This window comes from Methanosarcina baltica (assembly GCF_055394095.1).
The window spans coordinates 2,576,493-2,594,592 of sequence record NZ_AP042463.1 but is presented as its reverse complement, the minus strand read 5'-3'; the positions used below and the strand labels follow the sequence as shown (position 1 = coordinate 2,594,592).

The following is an 18,100-nucleotide window of genomic DNA, read 5'->3' as shown; positions in this document are numbered from 1 at the left end:
CAAGCAACAGACAAATTAAAATAGTGATGCTATGGCAAATTCAATTCACGAAATGATCAGAGCAAGCTTCAGATGTGAAGACATGGTAAAGTGTGTGCTGGGTTTAAAGTCTCTTGACATCGAATCCTATAAAGCTCTCTTAAACCATGGGCCTCTGACCGCTGAACAACTGGGGGACATCCTGCACAGGGAAAGAAGCACGGCCTACCGGGCCCTGCAAAACCTGATCACATGTGGCCTTGTTTACAGGGAAACCAAATCGATTGAAAGTGGGGGCTATTATTATGAGTACGTGGGGATCAAGCCCGGGGAACTGAAATCCATCGTCAAGAAAAATGTGGAGGACTGGTACGGGCAGATGAATGAACTTATAGAAAAGATGGATGACAAAATGAACGCCCTCATCATAAAGATGGATGAGGAGGAAGAAGGATCCTCGGAAGAGGATGAAGAAAGTTTAGGAATGGCTGAAAAATAACTTCATATTTTCAGTCCAGAAATCATTTTATACCCATACAGGTTGTATTTTTGTTGATTGAGACATTTGGTGTGTGCATCCAAACCACGGAAAGTCACGGAAAATCACGGAAAATCACGGAAAAAGAATGCCTGAAGACACCAATTACGGCTGCTCTGGCGTTTTGTTCACAGTAGGTTCTGAATTGATTTTTAAAGTCCTGACGTACTCACCAGCCATCAGGCCGGTTTCCGTGTCATTCCGAGTGTTCCGTGGTTAAGAAATGGTAAACAAAAATACTTGATATTATATTTGACTCATTCCTTACCGGAAAAGAATTAAGAAAATTTTCCGGAAAAATGAATTCCCACACCCGGGAAACGTTTAAAAAAATAGTAAGAATAAATGTATCTATTCAGGGTAAGGGTGGCACATTTTCAATCGCCGCATGAAGTGAACTTATAGTAGGTATATTATTCTTTATTAGTGTAGATATGTATCCCCTAATTCTAAAGAAAACATCTGCTCCATGGGGTTTCCTAAAATCTCCCGATATTTTTTGCTGAACTGTTATCATTCTGAGATCTCTTTCTGCTTGGTTGTTACTGAAAGGAACTCTTAGATCCGTAGCAAACCTCAAGATTTCTTTTTCATACTTTGAAAGTCTATCAAGGAGATTTTTTGCATCGCTCTGCGCTTTTCTTCCTCTTTTAACCCCATTGTCTTTCGAGATTTCAGGTGGAGGATTGTCCTCAAATCCTTTCATTAGTATTGACTGATACTTTTCTTTAAAGGTCTTGAGCGTATCTTCATCTATTTGTATGCCCTGTTTTCTGGCAAAGTCTGCGCATTTTTTAATTTCATATAGGAGATCAGACATCTCCTCAGCCCACACTTGCTTGAATATGTTATAAATGTCTTTAAGTTCTCTTTGAATGTGGACATTACATGCCGCATGTTCACATTTGTATTTAAAATAGGGTTTCCAGAAATCGTGGACTATAATTCCTCTATATTTAGGCAACACTCCCATTTTATTCATTGCTTTTGATCCTCGACTCCTATTATGGAAATAGTATGTATATTTTTTTGTAGAGATTAAATGGCAGTATTCCCCTTGACCACCAACGTCGATTCCAGTTTCATCACCATGGATGACATTTTCTTTTATCAGTTGCTTCTTGATGTGGTTTGTAGCACCTTTCAACTTGTGAAATAACTTATTTTCTGCCCTAATTATTGTACCAACGCTTATATCAAATCCAAAGGCATCTTTAAATAATTTCTTGATTCGGTCATAGGGAATCAATTGGTAGTTTCGGAGGTAAATTGCAATTGTTAAAACCATATTGCCATATTGGACAGGTTTTGTAATTGATTTCGGAAAAGCAGCTTTGTTTTTGCGGTTACAATAAGGACATTTTTTGATCTCAGCACGATGTTCGGTCACTTTACGCCTTACAATTATTTCAAATTCTTGTCTCTTCTCGTAATTTATAACTTCAATCTTCTCAATGTTACAACCACAATGTTCACATTTATGTAGCTTATAAATGATTGTTTTATCAGGATTTTTAATCATCCTTAATGTAGAACCAGGATGCCCTTTTTGGCCGCCAGGACGTCTAAAACTTCCTTTTTGTGAACCTTTTGATTGAGGTATTTTATCAGTAGAATTGTTAGTAGAGGGAAGTCGATTTCTTTTTTGGTTTTGGTTATTCTTTTTTAGGCGAGATTCTAACTCATTAAGTCTTTCTCGAAGTTCGGTGTTTTCGGATTCAAGATTTTCATATCGAGATTCAAGCTCTTCGTGTCGAGATCCAAGATCTTCATACCGAGATTCAAGCTCTTCGTGTCGAGATCCAAGATCTTCATACCGAGATCCAAGATCTTCATACCGAGACTCAAGATCCTCAATATATGAAACAATGGATTCAGGGTCTGAACGGCATTGAGTAAGAATCTCTTCACATTTCATAAACCTCATTCCAAAATCCGATGATTTTTATATTAATCTATATGAAAAAAGTAATTGTTGAGTTTATACGAAATATAAGTTAGAAACAGAGGTAGCTGAATAGATACGAATAAATGCGAGTACATTATATAAAATAGTGCGAAGCTTTAAAGAAGCTTCATTTCACTGTTTTAATCCGTTTACAAACTCGCCCATTCTGTCAATAGCTATTTTGAGGTCTTCAAGGGAAGATGCATAGGCACAGCGCAGGAAACCTTCTCCGGCCTCTCCGAATGAATCTCCCGGAATTGCGGCCACTTTCTTTTCATTCAGGAGCCTCTCTGCAAACTCGGAGGAAGACAAGCCTGTATATCCTATGTAGGGGAAGGTGTAAAACGCGCCTTTCGGGGTGAAACAGTCAAGCCCGATTTTGTCAAAACCATTCATGACGAAATGCCGGCGGCGGTCGTATTCCCGGACCATCCGCTCCATTTCCTCAGTGCCGTTTCGAAGGGCTTCTATTGCCCCTACCTGGGCCGTAACGGGGGCGCAGAGCATGGTGTACTGGTGGATAAGCATCATGGCATGAATGATTTCCGAGGGGCCCATCGCAAAGCCAAGCCTTAGCCCTGTCATTGCGTAGGCTTTGGAAAAGCCGTTGAGCATGATGGTTCTGTCCTTCAGGCCTTCCAGAGAAGACATCGGGACGTGCTTGCTCCCATAGGTCAGGCACTCGTAGACCTCATCCGAGATTACCACCAGGTCGTGTTCCACGACAAGGTCCGCAATTTCCTCCAGGTCCTTCCGGGTCATTATGGCACCCGTGGGGTTGTTGGGGTAATTGAGCACAATTGCCTTTGTTTTCTCGGTGAGGGCAGGTTCGAGGACTTCTGCGGTCAGCTTGAATTCATCTTCCACTGTGGTGGACACCGGGACCGGGATTCCTCCTGCCAGCATCACGGCCGGGAGATAGGCTACATAGGAGGGCTGGACAACAACGACTTCTTCTCCGGGGTTGACGATGGCCCGAATAGCCAGGTCCAGGCCCTCGCTGACTCCGGTGGTTACAAGGATTTCGGATTTCGGGTTATAGTCCAGACCGTACCTGTGGGAGTAGGTCCTTGAAAGGACGTCTCTGAGTTCCGGGAGCCCATAGTTGGAGGTGTAGGAGGTCTGTCCCTTTTCAAGGGAATGGATACACATCTCCCTGATATGCCAGGGGGTTGCGAAATCCGGCTCGCCGACCCCGAGGGAGATGACGTCGTCAAGTTCGGTAACAAGGTCAAAAAAGCGCCTTATCCCGGAAGGAGGTAACCTTTTGACATTATCCCCTACAAATTTCGAAGGATCACATGAAGGTTTCAAAAAAACACCTCGATAAGGAAAGAAATATTGTTATTGTTATTGTTATTGTTATTGTTATTGTTATTGTTATTGTTATTTTCTATTAAAGTCGCAGCCTATCGTTATTATAGTTAAATAACTATTTTATATATATATAAAAACTATTTAAATAACGATTAAAACGAGATCGGCAGCCTTTCGAATGTTTCCGGCTCGTGCAGGATTACCCCATCTTCTTTGTATGTTTTCAGCACGAAATGGGTGAAAGTGCCCTGGACCTGGTCAAGGGTCGCGATTTTTTCTGCTACGAAAAAGGCCACGTCCTTCATGGACCGGCCCCGGACGGTCAATGATATGTCATCGTCTCCTGAAAGCAGGCGGACCGAGCGGACCTCAGGGAACTTGTATATCCTTTCCGCGATTGCCTGGTAGCCCAGGTTGCGCTCAAGGGTAACCTTCAACCCTATTATGGCGTAAACATAGTTCTCCCCTACAAGGTCCCAGTCAACGATGGTCTTGTAGTGTCGAATAACTCCCGACTCTTCAAGCTTTGAAATCGTCCGGGAAACTTCAGAAATGGACATGCCTGTAAGGGTAGAGATTTCCTCCGGGCTTGTTCTGGCATCGTTTTCAAGAATTTCCAATATGTGTCTTATATTTTCATCCATGCTGGCCACCGGCATCAGATGTATTATAAAAATTAAAAATTAGTTATATAATCTGAACGTAAAAGAAAGGCAAAGCTTATTCCAGGTCCAGGACATTTAGGCCTATACTTTACAGGTAAGCTTTGAATAAGAATGTCCTGAAAGGGATAGCCTGGATCGGATAATAGAATTACCCGACAGAATTGCCCCGATCTTCAAAATTGCTTATTCAATCAGTACAGCGTTTACGACTCCTTCCTGACCTGGCCTGCTGGTTACCTTTGCGGTTCCCAGGGAGGTCTTGATGACGGAGCCCTTTGTCAGGATGTTACGCCTGATGTAGTGCTTGTTGGCGTCATTATCGAGCACGTTCTCAATGGAGGCTGGAACGGTCTTCCCGTCTTTGGGGTTGGTTACGTTTGCAACATCGCACTGGAGGAGCCTTACTTTCCTGTTGCCACCACGGGTGGGAATGTTCTTTCTCTTGGTTTCACTGATACGTGTATCTGCGGATTCGCGCCCGATTTCAAACTTGCGCTTCCCACGGGACGAAGTTACTTTTCCGCCGGTTACTGTTCTTCTGGAATTACCTTGCCATCTCATATAAAAGCCTCAATATTCTTATTTTCAGATAAGGGTTTTAGACAGGGAACTGCTGTCCTCCGCCCTGCATTTTTTAATAAATGCCTTAATATTATATAATTTTAATATAATGAGAATTATTCTAATGAAGCATCCCTGTATATTAGTAGAATACCTCAAGTACCGCATTAGTTATGGTCGTATGATTACAAATAAGATTGTATAAGAACTTTGCGATCAACCGGCATGAATGGTCCGAATTCCATACCCGCAGTTAAGGAAGAACGCAGCTAATAGAGAATGAAGTGTTAAAAGAAGAAAGATATAAATAGCTATGTATTGGGGTCAACGCCTCCTTCCTGCTTCCTTCGGAGTCTAGTATATCGATTCTAAAGTCTGTGAATAAACCACGGATGGACACAGATAAACACGGATGACCGAAATCTGTGTCCATCCGTGTCCATCCGTGGTTCTTTGCGTTGACATGCAGGTCGATTTCAAAGTCCAAATTTATGGTAATTATTTGAAATCGCAGTACCTGGGAGGGGTTTCCCGCCTGAAGATATAAATACAAATGCCAAGGAATATATATTAGGATATATATAAAAATCGGATAGTATATTCTAATAAGTACAAGGAGACAGGAACATGGTTTCGGAAATTTCACTGAACACTATTTGTGGACACAAGACAACGATAATTGCCACCAGAGAAGGCAAGACAACTCACATTCACGTAAAGAGCACCTGTAAAAAGGTCAGGAAATGGGGAGTCCATTTTGATATGGGAATGGGAGACCTCATGGGCGGGCCGGACTGCATACTTGCGAAAAAGTCCCTTGAAAACCCGCTAACTCCCACATGCTTCATCCCTGCCACGGTGATGAATGCCCTGTGGCTGGAAAACGAGATGATCTCAAAGAACCTGGCCAGAAAAATGGGGAAAATGGAAATCATTTTTGAAAAACTTGAATAAAGCCCCGGACATGGGACCAAAAAATTGAATTGGACCGTTAACTTCCCGGTTCTTCTTTTGGAATAACTGAGTATTACAGCGTTAACTGTACCGGGTTTTTGCTATTTATATAATATTTCCGAAATACTTATATCCTAAAGCTGTTTATTTCTATATTGGTTGTGTGTAGTTACCCCACAACAAAACAACTATTCAAGTCTTTAAATTTAGCATGTAACTCTGAATATTATATAATTCTCCTAAAAAGATGGATTTAGGTGAGCAAAATGGATCTAAAAACAATTCACGAATACAGCATTGAAATCATTAACATGCTTGACCTCAAGACTTCCCCTGTTGCGGTGAAGATAGTTCCTGTAGGAAATGAAATCCCTGAAGGAATTGAACAGGTAGACAAAACCATGAGACACTGCCAGATGATTGACAGGGTCAGGAAGACAAAGGAAGAGTTTTACACCCTCAAGGAAGACCAGCAGTGCAGGGGCGGGGCTGCCGCAATGGGCCTTGGTCAGCTGCCTACAAAAGTAGCAAGCGGGGATTTCTATTACAACGTCCTCAACCACTTCAGCAACGTTAATGCCGCAAGGAGGACCATAGAAAATGCCCCCATGCTTCTCCCAAATTCCAGCAAAGCTGTGGTCTACAGTGCCCTTGAAAACACCTCTTTTAAACCGGACGTCGTTGTGATTATCTGCAACCCCAGACAGATCATGCTGCTTACCCAGGCCGCTATGTATAAAAGTGGAGGCAGGCTCAACGTTGGCTTTGCAGGTAAACAGAGTGTCTGTTCTGATGGGGTAGTTCAGGCCTACAGGGACGGAGAAATCGGAATCACTGTCGGTTGCAGTGGAAGCCGGGCCTACACTGAAATTGGAGATGAGGAAATGACTATTGGAATTCCTGCGGAACTTCTTGGAGAAATCTTCAGGGGGCTTAAAACGATCTGTTCTTGAACCCGAGTTCCGCTTCGGGAGCACGGGGTCCGTTTCGCTCGCTGCGCGAGCTCAAGCGGACTATAAACCTTATTTTGGATACTAAATAAAACGCCAGAAAAACCGTAAATCGCGTATATCGGCGTTCTTTCTTCCGTGCTCGAGTTCTGCTTCGGGATCACAGGAAATCGAAGATTTCCTGGGAGTTGCACTGCAAGTGCAACAGCACGGGTCTGGTTCACTCGTTTCATTCGCTCAAGCAGACTAAAATATTTTCCGTGTGTTCCGTGGTTTTAAATTTAATTATTAAGATTTTTTTGACCACTAAAAACACGAAAACGGTTAAATTCTTTTGCACTACTCTTTTATTTATTTACTTTTTCGTTTTCTATTTTAGGTATATCCGGAGACACAGGAGCTTTCCATCCTCTTTTTTTCATCTTTCCCCTTTTCCGACCATTTCCGGATAAAAACTTTAATTTAGGGGTGGGCTGTTTCCTTAGCAGGTGTGACCATGATTAAAGCAGGAATTATAGGAGCTTCCGGATATACCGGGGGCGAACTTTTACGCTTATTGCTCAACCACCCGGACATTGAGCCCGTACTTGCAACTTCCCGCAGCCTTACGGGAAAGCCGGTTACGGATACCCACCGCCACCTTCGGGGTTTTCTGGACCTTGAGTATGAAAACCCTGATATGGAAGAGGCCAGGGAACGATGTGATGTTGTTTTCCTTGCAGTTCCCCACAAGACGGCAATGAACTATGTGCCGGACCTGCTTGTTGGCGGCAGGACAAAGGTCGTTGACCTCAGCGCTGATTACAGGCTTGAGGACGGGGTTTTTGAAAAGGTCTATGAAGTCGAGCACACGGACCCGGGAAGACATGCGGTCTACGGGCTGCCTGAACTGCACTCTGAGGTTGCAGGGCAGACCTTTATAGCAAACCCGGGTTGTTTTCCCACGGGAGCTATCCTTGCGGCGGCACCTCTTGCAAAAGCTGGCCTGATTGAGCTTGCGGTCTTCGATTCGAAAACCGGGATTTCGGGGGCCGGGTTTAAGCCGGGAGCAACTTCTCATTACCCCAACCTGGCGGAAAATGTAATCGCCTACAAGTTGACTTCCCACAGGCACAGAGCAGAAATATTCCAGGAGTTAAACAAATTTGACGCAAACCTGAAAAACATCAATTTCACTCCCCAGGTGGTCCCGTCGATCCGGGGCATCCTTACGACAGCTCACCTTTTTACGAAGGAAAAGGTTTCGACCGAAGAGGTGCAGGCCCTTTACCGGGACTTTTACAAAGGAAAACCATTTGTCAGGCTCGTTAAAGAGGGAACCCTACCGTCCTTAACCGCGGTCAGGGGCACGAACTTCTGCGACATAGGCTTTGAGGTGGATCCCATAACCGGACGCGTGGTCGTAATCTCGGCAATTGACAACCTTGTGAAGGGGGCCTCGGGCCAGGCGATCCAGAACATGAACCTGATGCTAGGGCTCGATGAAACCCGAGGACTCTGGTTTGCTGCGGCGGCTCCGTGAAAAAAAGAAATTGATGTAAGAAATTAAGATTAGGTTAGAAAAACGACATTCATTGAGAAAAAGTACTGAAATGCTTGGGAGGGGAATACCTGAAGCTCAGGGCTTCAGGATTCCCAGATCAAATATAAGGGACGCAATTATCGAAACTACAGATAATACGGAGATAATAAGATAATTTGTACGTTCTTTAGAGACCGAGTGGCTCCAGAGCAGGTATTCAAGCCCTTCGTACTCTTTTTCAGACAGCATTTTCCGCGTCTGGATTTTTTTAAGCAGGGCAAGGTCTTTTATGACCCTATATCTGCGTTTTGCGATGTGATATCTGTGAGCGAAAAACCAGAGGTATCCCACAACTCCGAGGTACCAGATAACTTTTGCGTAAAGAGGATTGTAGTAGTCCGCGATTATTATAATTCTCAGCAGGCCTGCGGATACGAGCCCTATCCAGAAATAGAGCTTGATTACGGACGAGTTGTATCCGCGGGGAATCTTGAATAGTTCCGGTTCCTTTACTATTGTATCCGTCATGATTATGTCCTCTTTAATTCGTTTTTTGTTTTTTGTTTTCTGATAATTTCAGTCCCGATACACGGGAATGCCCGGTATATGGGAACTCTCTGGATAATTTAGGGGGTGGGTTTTGATTCCGGTGGATCAAACCCAACCCCCTCAATAAAAGGGAACAGGAAAGATAGGGGGCGCTTTTAGAGCGCGTCCTTATCTCGTTCTCCGGTCCTTATCCTGACAACGGTTTCAACCGGCAGGACGAAAATCTTTCCGTCTCCGATTTGTCCGGTATCCGCAACTTTCCGGATAAGTTCAATGACATCTTCTACCTGCTTTTCCTCGACCACGAGTTCTATTTTAGTCTTCGGGAGCAGGTCCACGCAGTATTCTCTGCCTCTCCACTGCTGTACGATTCCTTTCTGCTGGCCGCGGCCTTTTACGTCGCTCACGGTTATGCTCACAAAACCGGCCTCTTCGAGGGCGTCCTTTACTTCGTGCAGCTTTGTGGGCTTTATGATTGCTTCGATTTTACGCATTCAGATCACCTCAATCTTCTCTCATCAGGTACTCGGGGTATGCCCTGATTCCGTGTTCGGCGATGTCCAGGCCCATGATCTCAACTTCTTCAGGCACACGCAGGCCTATTACTTTGTCGATGATCTTGAAGATTATGAAAGAGATCCCGAAGCCCCAGATAATGGTCAGTAAGACCCCGACAAGCTGAATTGCAAGCAAGCTTGCTCCTCCTCCGTAGAGGAGTCCGGGAACTTCAGCGGCATAGACCGCATCAGCAAGGATACCGTTACCTATTCCAATTGAGAAAAGTCCAACAGAAATCAGGCCCCAGCTTCCGCAGTAGCCGTGTACGCTAACCGCACCAACCGGGTCGTCCAGTTTGAGGACATTTTCATTGAACATAACTCCGAAATAGATAATGAAACCTGCTATAATTCCTATTGTAATGGCTCCCCAGCTTGAAACTGAGCCACAGGGGGCGGTGATTGCAACCAGGCCTCCGAGCAGACCGTTTGCGGTAAGGGAAGGATCAGGCTTTCCGGTTTTTGCCCAGGTAATCAGCATGACAACGACTGCCCCTGCGGCTCCGGCTATGAAGGTGTTGGCAACTACCAGGTTCATGTAGGCGTCGTTGCCGTCAAGAGTACTGCCGCCGTTGAACCCTATCCAGCCAAGAGCCAGAATGAGTGTTCCCACGAATGCAAAAGCCAGGTTGTGACCGGGAATTGCAAGGGCTTTTCCGTTCTTGAACTTTCCAATCCTTGCTCCGACAATCAGGATTCCTGCAAGAGCCGAATATCCTCCAATTGAGTGTACAACTCCGGACCCGGCAAAGTCGTGGTGAGCCACCCCGATTGCCTGTACGATCGGACTTGCGGCCCCGGTAAGGAGAGCCATGTCAGCCCCGCTCCAGACCCAGTGTCCATAAACAGGGTAAATGAGGCCTACCATCAGCACACAGTAAACAAGATAAGCTTTAAAGTCCGTCCGCTCAGCCATTGCCCCGGAAACGATTGTAGCGCCCGTTGCTGCAAAGACCATCTGGAAGAACCAGCCGTTCCAGAGCCCGTTATCCCCGGTTGAGAGGAAAAACTGATCGGTCCCTATAAGCCCGGCCGCATCGGCTCCGTACATAATACCCCAGCCCACGGCCCAGTAGACCAGGATTCCGAGCATAACCGTCATGAAGTTCTTCATGAGGATGTTCGCCGTATTTTTGCTTCTCGTCAAGCCTATTTCCACAAGCGAGAAACCTGTGTGCATAAAAAACACCAGTGCGCTTGCCACAAGCAGCCAGACAAAAGTAAGAGCTGTCTGAACGTCCGCAATGGATTGGGCGTTTTCTTCAGCCGTTACGGCAAGAGCCGGTGAAATCAGTGTCATAAATATTAAACAGGCAAATAGCAAAAGCTTGCCCTTTTTTTCCAGGAATTTCAATTTATCTTCCTCCTATCTACTATACCGGAGATCGGCAAGTGACTGTAGACTTTATATTATAAATAGTTTTCCTAATCTATATGAAGAGTCATAATTGCTGATACTTTCTATACTTATACTCATTTTTGTTTTAGCTACCGTAGTATTTTTCAAAAGTGTGGTCCATCTTAATGTCATTCCCGGCACCATAGTGACCTTTAAAGTAACGGCCTCAAAAACAGAAAACTGATTTTCGTGCAACGGGTCTACTTTGGGGGCGAGTCCGAGATTGAAGAAGAATTTCCCTTCCTGCTCCGACTTTTTTTCAAAAGTCAGTACGTTACAGGCCCCTACAATCTCTATTTTTTTTGATCCAAATGTCTGGCTCCAGCTCGGACCCATTACGGGATAAAAAACGTTCGTTTTCGGCTGCGGAGGGGAAAACCTATAAGATCAGCAGGCTTTTCTTTCTCACCGAGTTTTTCCTGTAACCGAAATTTTGGCAGGGGTTCCAGCTGGAATTTCAGCGAAGATACCGGTCGGGAAATAGCCTGACAATTATAAATTTTTCACAGGGGTAGAAACAGATGCAAATAAAAGATATCATGAACAGGGACGTGGTTTTCTGCGGGCCTGAGGACACGGTCCGCGAGACTGCAAAACTTTTGAAAGAGAAAAATATCAGTGGAGCCCCCGTACTTGAAGACGGAAAGCTCGTGGGAGTGGTAAGCGAGGGAGATTTGCTGAAATTCCTGGTCCTGCCCGAACACGGTGGGCTCTGGCTCCCCAGTCCCTTTGAGGTCATCGAGGTCCCTATAAGGGAACTGCTGAGCTGGGAAGACACTAAAAAGGTGCTCTCGGACGTGGGTTCAAAAACGGTCCGGGAAATAATGGAAGACGACGTTTATACCGTGTCCCCCGAAACCTCCGTGGAAGACGCTTCGGAACTGATGGTCAGGCACAGGATCAACAGACTCCCTGTCATGGAAGGGGACCGGATGGTGGGCATCGTTACCCGGGGAGATATCATCCAGGGCCTTGCAAAGCTCTGAGTCTGAGAGGAAATTTGCATGAAGGAAATCGAAGGCGGAATCTGTGCCGTGGCCGGGGTCTCCGCATACGGCATAAAAGAAGGAAAATACGGGCTTGCTGTCATCCTGGCAGAAGGTTCGGCCGCAGGCATGTTTACACGAAACAGGGTTACTGCGGCCCCCGTTGTGATCACAAAAGGGCTTCTTGAAGCCCGGGGCCGGCTCTCGGCTGTGATCGTAAACAGCGGAAATGCAAACGCCTTTACGGGTGAAAAAGGGCTTGAGGACGCCAGGAACATGGGCCGGACACTTGCCGAAAAGCTGGACCTTGACCCTGAATCCATAGGGGTAGCCTCAACAGGCGTAATCGGACACAGGCTTGACCTTTCCCGGATAAAGGGACAGATCCCCGAAGTCCTGAAAGGGCTTGAAGCCTCCCCCGCGGGCAGCCTTGCGGCCGCAAAGGCCATCATGACCACGGACACGTTTCCGAAAGAGGTGGCAGTAGAACTCGATTCCGGCATCAGGATAGGAGGCATTGCCAAAGGCTCGGGTATGATCGAGCCCAACATGGGGACCATGCTTTCCTTCGTCTACACGGATGCGGACGTGCCCGCCGACGTGCTTGACGCGGCTATCAGAAAAGCCACGGACAGGAGCTTTAACATGGTGGTGGTGGACGGAGATACCAGCACAAACGACATGGTCCTCCTTACGGCCACAGGAAAATCCGGGATCAAACCCTGCATGGAAGCTCTCGATGAGTTTCAGGAGGGCCTTACCTGCGTTCTGACCTCCCTTGCAAAAAAGGTTGCCAGGGACGGAGAAGGGGCCACAAAACTGATAGAGGCCAGAGTGAAGGGCGCAAAGACGGCGGAAGACGCAAAACTTGCCGCAAAAGCCATTGTTCGTTCACCTCTCGTCAAGACCGCGGTTTTCGGAAAAGATCCTAACTGGGGTAGAGTCGTGGCAGCCGTCGGCTACTCGGGGGCCGAACTTGACCAGGATAAGATTTCTCTTTCCTTTGCAGGTGGAGACGAAGAGGTCACACTTGTGGAGTCCGGAAAGGTTTCAGGTTCCTCAGGGAGTTTGGAAAGCCTGAAAAAGCTTATGGAAAGTGAAGAAATCATAATCACGGTGGACCTCGGACTCGGAGAGGAAGCCACAACGGCCTGGGGCTGCGATTTCAGTTACGATTACGTCAGGATCAATGCCGAATACACGACCTAAGGAATGGCTGAAAAATAACTTCATATTTTCAGGTAGGGAATCACTTTATACCCACACAGATTATATTTTTGTTAATGGAAATGTCTTGTGTGTGCATTCAAACCACGGAACACACGGAACACACGGAAAAAAAAATGCAGGAAGACAATTTTAAGGTTGCTCTGGCGTTTTTTAGTCTGCTTGAGCTCGCAAAGCGAGCGAAACGGACCTCGTGCTGTTGCACTTGCAGTGCAACTCCCAGGAAATCTTTGATTTCCTGTGATCCCGAAGCGAAACTCGGGTGGTTAAGAAATGGTAAACAAAAATACTTGATATTATATTTGGCTCATTCCTAAACTTTCCTGTTTGCACAAGATTATATTAAATAAGGATAAAAAAGAAGTTAAATGAGGATTAGAGCCGTGTTCTATTCCTCTTTTCCAGTATTATTCACTTTCGCACTCACTTTAAAATTTTCATTCATCCAGTGTATCGATTCCAAAATTTGAGAATAAACCACGGATAAACACAGATGGACACTGATGATCTCAATCCGTGTTTATCCGTGTCCATCCGTGGTTCTTTACTGAAAATTCGTTGACCGATGAATCGCTTTGAAATTGAAGTGCTATATTTCACAATCATCCAAATTTCATTTATCATTCAGGGGGTTTTGATTAAGTGAATCTTGAAGAATGGGAACAGCGCCACAGGGAAGCATTTTTCGAAATAAAGGATGCCCTCCCCTATCTTGACGGGATGTTCGTAGCCTACAACAGCAATATCGATGCCATCAAGCATTTGACTTCAAATGACATGTGTAACCTCATCGAACTTTTTGATGATGCTGCGCTCCATGAAAGGGTTGCGGCCTACCCGAGGGAGGTCGGGGAACCGCTTGATTTTCTCGCAAGGCTTGTGCTTTCCATGCAGGACGGAAAAGCCGCCGAGGTCCCCACGTACACGGCCGACACCCACACCTGGCTCAAGGAAAACCTGGGGTTTGACTACGCCCGTATGGGGGGGCAGGCCGGGATTATCACCAACCTGCTGGCCAGGCTTGGACTAAAAAAAGTGGTAGCTTATGTTCCCTGGCTCTCGGAAGAACAGGCGGGATACTTTGCGAAAACAAAAAACCTCCTGCACCCGAAAATAGAAGGGGGAAAACTTGTCCTGAAACACCCCCTGGAAGCTTTCAGGCCGGACATGGAATCCAAGGTCAACTGGATTCTCGAATACTCAAAAGGACTTGCGGTGGACTGCGGAGGGGGAAAGTTCACGGTCCAGAGGGACAACAGGCTGATCATTTCTTCCAGGCCCAAATGGCTGCGCCTGAACATGGATCAGGAACTCTACGAGCAGCTCGACTCAATCGGACCGCTTGACGGGGCGATCCTTTCGGGCTACCAGATGATCAAAGAAAAGTACGAGGAAGGGACCACGTATAAGGACTACGTGAAAAATTCCGTAAAGGCCATTGAAAAGCTCAAGGCCTTGAACCCGGAGCTCCGTATCCATGTAGAACTCACATCCATACAGAACCGGCTGATCAGGAGGGCCATCCTGGAAGACATCGTTGCCGGACACGTCCATTCCCTGGGTCTTGACACCGTGGAGGTCGCAAACGCCCTGAACGTGCTCGGGCATGAGGAACTTTCCTATGCCGTTATACGAAAAGGGGAAAACGGGATAATCGCCCTCTACCAGGGAGCCATCCAGCTCCTGCATGACCTTTCCCTTGAAAGGGTACATGTGCACTGCCTGGGCTTTTACATCTGCGTGCTTGCCAAAGGCCACCCCTTGACCTTAAAGGGGCACAGGGACGCCCTGCTCTTTTCCTCCACCCTTGCGGCCACCCAGGCCCTAAAAGGAAAAGTCCTGAGCCTGGAAGACACCGAAGCGAGCTTGAAGGTCCCGGTTTCCGAGAAAGGACTTGAAGACCTTGATAACTTCAGGCTCTACTGTGTGGGCAGAAAGCTATGCACTCCGGAAGAATTCGAGTACGGCTACGTCTACGGCCGCGACCATGACGCCGTTATTATCCCCTCAAAGGTGGTAAGCAAACCCAAAGCCACCGTCGGGATAGGGGACGCAATTTCCGCAGGGGCCTTTACGGGTATGCTGGCCCTGATGAAGCGGAACATGGCGGGAAAGGCAGAGGCTTCCGGAACTGCCGAAACTGCCGAAACTGCCGAAACTGCCGAAACTGCCGAAACTGCCGAAACTGCCGGAGTCTCAGCGTCCACTCCAGTTTCTAAACTCTGACCTTTAGGAATGAATAAAATATAATATCAATTATTTTTGTTTACCATTCCTTAACCACCCGAGTTCCGCTTCGGCACCCGAGTTCCGCTTCGGGATCACAGGAAATCAAAGATTTCCTGGGAGTTGCACTGCAAGTGCAACAGCACGGGGTCCGTTTCGCTCGCTGCGCGAGCTCAAGCAGACTGAAAAACGCCAGAGCAACCTTAAAATTGTCTTCCTGCATTCTTTTCCGTGTGTTCCGTGTGTTCCGTGGTTTGAATGCCCACACCAAACACCACATCACACAAATACAAAGTATAAAGCAATTTTCAAACTGAATATATGAAGTTATTTTTCAGCCATTCTTTAGAGAAGTTTTCAGGTTCTGCTGAAGCTTAATTTCCGATTAAAACGAAAAAGGAACTGGTTCCATGAATATACTCTGCGGCTACAACGTGAACATTGATTCGGTGTACAGGATTAGCGGAGCCGAGTTTACCGAACTACTTAATGAAATAGCAAGAGAGGAAAAAGAAGAGGGAATGGATAAAGGAGAAGAGGGGTGGGAAGGGTCCCCGGCCTCTCCGCTCCGGGCTGAAATTCTTGAAAAAATCGAAAACCCGCCCGGAATCATCAACTCGCTCTCCGACTTTGTGGCAGGTCTTGCGTACTGCATGAAAAACGGACTCGGGGCAGAGTGGCTTGTGCAGGACCCTCTGGTCTTTGATTTCCTGAAGGACCGTTATCTGGAAAAATCCCTTGTCCGGATGGGGGGCAATGCCGGGATCATGGCAAACGTGCTCTCGGAACTCGGGGCTTTCAGGGTCATTCCAAACATTGCCGTTCCTTCAAAGTCCCAGCTCTCCCTTTTCTCAAAAAAGGCAATTTACTTCCCGGGAATGCCCGGAAAAAAACCAGGGCGCTCTGAAAGTCCCGAAATGCTGGCCGGTCAAAACGAGGACCCTATCCATTTCGTCTTTGATTTCTCCAGGGGAGACAATTTTTCCCTTTTCGGGGAAGAATTCAAAGTCCCGAGGGAAAACCGTTTCATTGCGACCTTTGACGAGTTGAACCTCCGGCTTTTCATCAATCCGGCCTTCGAAGACTATGCCTTGCAGCACATAAAGGAGATGGACGGGGTTCTGATCTCCGGTTTTCATATACTACTTGAAAACTACCCCGAAGGGACGACCTATCTTGATAGAATCGAAAAAGCCCTCTCGGAACTCAGGGCCTGGAAAACCCGAAACGAAAAGCTTGCCGTCCATGTGGAACTGGGGCATTTTTCAAGCAGGCGGGTGGCCCATGACGTATTTTTGAAATTTGCCGGGCTTGCTGACAGCCTTGGCATGAACGAGGAAGAACTCGCAATACTTGATTCCCTCCACAGACTCCCGCCGGAAGCTATTGTCAAAAGAAACGCGGAAACCCTCGCAAAAGCCGCACTGGTCCTCGCTTCCGAACACGGGCTTTCCCGCCTCCTCATCCATACCCGGGAGTTCGTACTGAGCGTTTATAGGGAAAAAGCAGAAGGGGGACCGGAGCTTGAGGCTGGGACGGAAAAAGAATTTGAGGCCCTGGAGTTCGGGATCAGATGTGCGGCCGCTTTTGCAGCTTCCGGAAAACTGGACGGAAGGGATTTTGTGGAAAAAACCACAGCTTCCCTTTCGAGAAGTAATTTCGGAAAAGCCAGGGTCGGGGAATTCCTGAAAGCGTTTGAGGGAGAGCTTTTCCGGGAAGGCGCTTTTGCACATTCCGGAGGGTACACCCTCTGTATGCTCCCGACTCTGCTCTGTGAAAACCCGGTTTCGACCGTGGGGCTTGGAGACACCTTTACCTCTAGTTTTTTCTTAAGGGGGCTGGAATTGCATGTACAGGCTTAAGACTCCCCTTTTCAACCTGAACCACACCCTCGACTGCGGCCAGGTCTTTCGCTGGGACCGGGAGGGGGAACTCTGGACAGGCGTTGTCCGGGGAAAAGTGGCAAGAATTTCTCAGGAAGAGAAAAGCGGAGACCTCCTTATTGACTCAAACCTCTCTTCCGACTTTTTCGAGCACTACTTCCGTCTGGAAGACGACCTTCCCTCAATTTATGAAAGCATGAACAAAGACCTCTTAATTGACAGGGCAATCGAAAAGTACGCTGGCCTGCGCCTTGTTCGGCAGGACCCCTGGGAGTGCCTTATCTCCTACATGCTGGCAACAGCCTCGAGCATCCCGACTATACAGAAGAGGATTTCTCTCTTGAGCAAATTTTTTGGAGAAGAAATAGAAGAAGGCTATTACGCTTTCCCGGGACCTGAAGCCCTCGCGGAAGCCGATTCCGACCTCCTTGAACAGTGCAGGATGGGGTTTCGGACAGGACGCATACAGGCCGCAGCGGAACTGGTAAATTCCGGGGAACTGGACCTGGATTCTCTTTTTGAGATGGACTATTTTTCCGCCCGGGACTGCCTTATGAAACTCCGGGGTATCGGGGAAAAGGTTTCGGACTGCGTCCTCCTTTTTGCCTTCGGGAAAATGGAAGCCTTTCCGGTGGACACCCATATCCGGCAGATCATCCAGAACTACCATATCGACGACAATTTCTTCGAAGGCAGTTCGAGCCTGAGCCGCATGGGGGACTGGGGGCGGGAATATTTCGGGCCTTATTGCGGCTACGCCCAGCAGTATCTTTTTTACCAGAAAAGGGTTGAGGGCCTGGTTACCCTGTACTGAACTCTTTACTGAACTCTTTACTGAA

16 protein-coding genes are annotated in these 18,100 nt (G+C 46.9%); 9 read left to right on the top strand and 7 right to left on the bottom strand.

All coding sequences use genetic code 11. The features are described 5' to 3' along the window. Positions 1 to 31: 31 nt before the first annotated feature. The gene (locus tag ACZ5QV_RS11330; RefSeq protein ID WP_464599909.1) at positions 32 to 478 is read left to right on the top strand and encodes a helix-turn-helix domain-containing protein; all 447 of its coding nucleotides are present in this window, start codon (positions 32 to 34) and stop codon (positions 476 to 478) included. Between the two features lie 394 nt (positions 479 to 872). Here the strand turns inward: ACZ5QV_RS11330 and tnpC are convergent, their stop codons facing one another. The 4 genes from tnpC to ACZ5QV_RS11310 form a co-directional block, all read right to left on the bottom strand. Further along, a complete protein-coding gene (gene tnpC / locus ACZ5QV_RS11325) occupies positions 873 to 2,435 on the bottom strand; it encodes an IS66 family transposase (RefSeq protein WP_464599444.1) in 1,563 nt (520 codons plus the stop codon). Positions 2,436 to 2,597: 162 nt separating this feature from the next. Next, positions 2,598 to 3,779, bottom strand: a complete 1,182-nt coding sequence (locus ACZ5QV_RS11320; protein ID WP_464599908.1) for an aminotransferase class I/II-fold pyridoxal phosphate-dependent enzyme — start codon at positions 3,777 to 3,779, stop codon at positions 2,598 to 2,600. A 155-nt stretch (positions 3,780 to 3,934) separates the two neighbouring features. Further along, the gene (locus ACZ5QV_RS11315; RefSeq protein ID WP_464599907.1) at positions 3,935 to 4,426 is read right to left on the bottom strand and encodes an Lrp/AsnC family transcriptional regulator; all 492 of its coding nucleotides are present in this window, start codon (positions 4,424 to 4,426) and stop codon (positions 3,935 to 3,937) included. A gap of 204 nt (positions 4,427 to 4,630) precedes the next feature. Beyond that, positions 4,631 to 5,008, bottom strand: coding sequence for a 30S ribosomal protein S8e (locus ACZ5QV_RS11310; protein ID WP_464599906.1), 378 nt, complete (start codon positions 5,006 to 5,008; stop codon positions 4,631 to 4,633). A gap of 627 nt (positions 5,009 to 5,635) precedes the next feature. Here ACZ5QV_RS11310 and ACZ5QV_RS11305 point away from each other — a divergent pair. From ACZ5QV_RS11305 to argC, 3 genes are all read left to right on the top strand, one after another. Then, positions 5,636 to 5,962, top strand: a complete 327-nt coding sequence (locus ACZ5QV_RS11305) for a DUF6951 family protein (protein ID WP_464599905.1) — start codon at positions 5,636 to 5,638, stop codon at positions 5,960 to 5,962. Positions 5,963 to 6,228: 266 nt separating this feature from the next. Further along, on the top strand, positions 6,229 to 6,915 hold the full coding sequence (locus tag ACZ5QV_RS11300) for a DUF169 domain-containing protein (RefSeq protein WP_464599904.1): 687 nt from the start codon (positions 6,229 to 6,231) through the stop codon (positions 6,913 to 6,915). Positions 6,916 to 7,408: 493 nt separating this feature from the next. Then, entirely contained in the window at positions 7,409 to 8,434 is a 1,026-nt protein-coding gene (gene argC / locus ACZ5QV_RS11295) for an N-acetyl-gamma-glutamyl-phosphate reductase (protein ID WP_464599903.1), read from the top strand. Positions 8,435 to 8,530: 96 nt separating this feature from the next. Here argC and ACZ5QV_RS11290 read toward each other — a convergent pair whose 3' ends face one another. The 3 genes from ACZ5QV_RS11290 to ACZ5QV_RS11280 form a co-directional block, all read right to left on the bottom strand. Then, entirely contained in the window at positions 8,531 to 8,962 is a 432-nt protein-coding gene (locus ACZ5QV_RS11290) for a hypothetical protein (RefSeq protein WP_464599902.1), read from the bottom strand. 176 nt (positions 8,963 to 9,138) lie between these two features. Next, complete coding sequence (locus tag ACZ5QV_RS11285) at positions 9,139 to 9,477, bottom strand: P-II family nitrogen regulator (RefSeq protein ID WP_464599901.1); 339 nt, start codon at positions 9,475 to 9,477, stop codon at positions 9,139 to 9,141. A 10-nt stretch (positions 9,478 to 9,487) separates the two neighbouring features. Further along, positions 9,488 to 10,840 carry an ammonium transporter gene (locus ACZ5QV_RS11280; protein WP_464599900.1) on the bottom strand — a complete coding sequence of 451 codons (1,353 nt, stop codon included), beginning with the start codon at positions 10,838 to 10,840 and terminating at the stop codon, positions 9,488 to 9,490. A gap of 620 nt (positions 10,841 to 11,460) precedes the next feature. Here ACZ5QV_RS11280 and ACZ5QV_RS11275 point away from each other — a divergent pair. The 5 genes from ACZ5QV_RS11275 (at position 11,461) to ACZ5QV_RS11255 (ending at position 18,075) form a co-directional block, all read left to right on the top strand. Beyond that, complete coding sequence (locus tag ACZ5QV_RS11275; protein ID WP_464599899.1) at positions 11,461 to 11,925, top strand: CBS domain-containing protein; 465 nt, start codon at positions 11,461 to 11,463, stop codon at positions 11,923 to 11,925. An 18-nt stretch (positions 11,926 to 11,943) separates the two neighbouring features. Continuing rightward, positions 11,944 to 13,134, top strand: a complete 1,191-nt coding sequence (gene argJ, locus ACZ5QV_RS11270) for a bifunctional ornithine acetyltransferase/N-acetylglutamate synthase (RefSeq protein WP_464599898.1) — start codon at positions 11,944 to 11,946, stop codon at positions 13,132 to 13,134. A gap of 660 nt (positions 13,135 to 13,794) precedes the next feature. Further along, positions 13,795 to 15,378, top strand: a complete 1,584-nt coding sequence (gene pfkC, locus ACZ5QV_RS11265; RefSeq protein WP_464599897.1) for an ADP-specific phosphofructokinase — start codon at positions 13,795 to 13,797, stop codon at positions 15,376 to 15,378. 410 nt (positions 15,379 to 15,788) lie between these two features. Beyond that, positions 15,789 to 17,240: an ADP-dependent glucokinase/phosphofructokinase gene (locus tag ACZ5QV_RS11260; protein WP_464599896.1), complete on the top strand. Its 1,452-nt coding sequence runs from the start codon at positions 15,789 to 15,791 to the stop codon at positions 17,238 to 17,240. After that, complete coding sequence (locus ACZ5QV_RS11255; RefSeq protein ID WP_464599895.1) at positions 17,227 to 18,075, top strand: DNA-3-methyladenine glycosylase family protein; 849 nt, start codon at positions 17,227 to 17,229, stop codon at positions 18,073 to 18,075. Before ACZ5QV_RS11260 ends, ACZ5QV_RS11255 begins: the two co-directional genes overlap by 14 nt. The last annotated feature ends 25 nt before the right edge of the window (positions 18,076 to 18,100 follow it).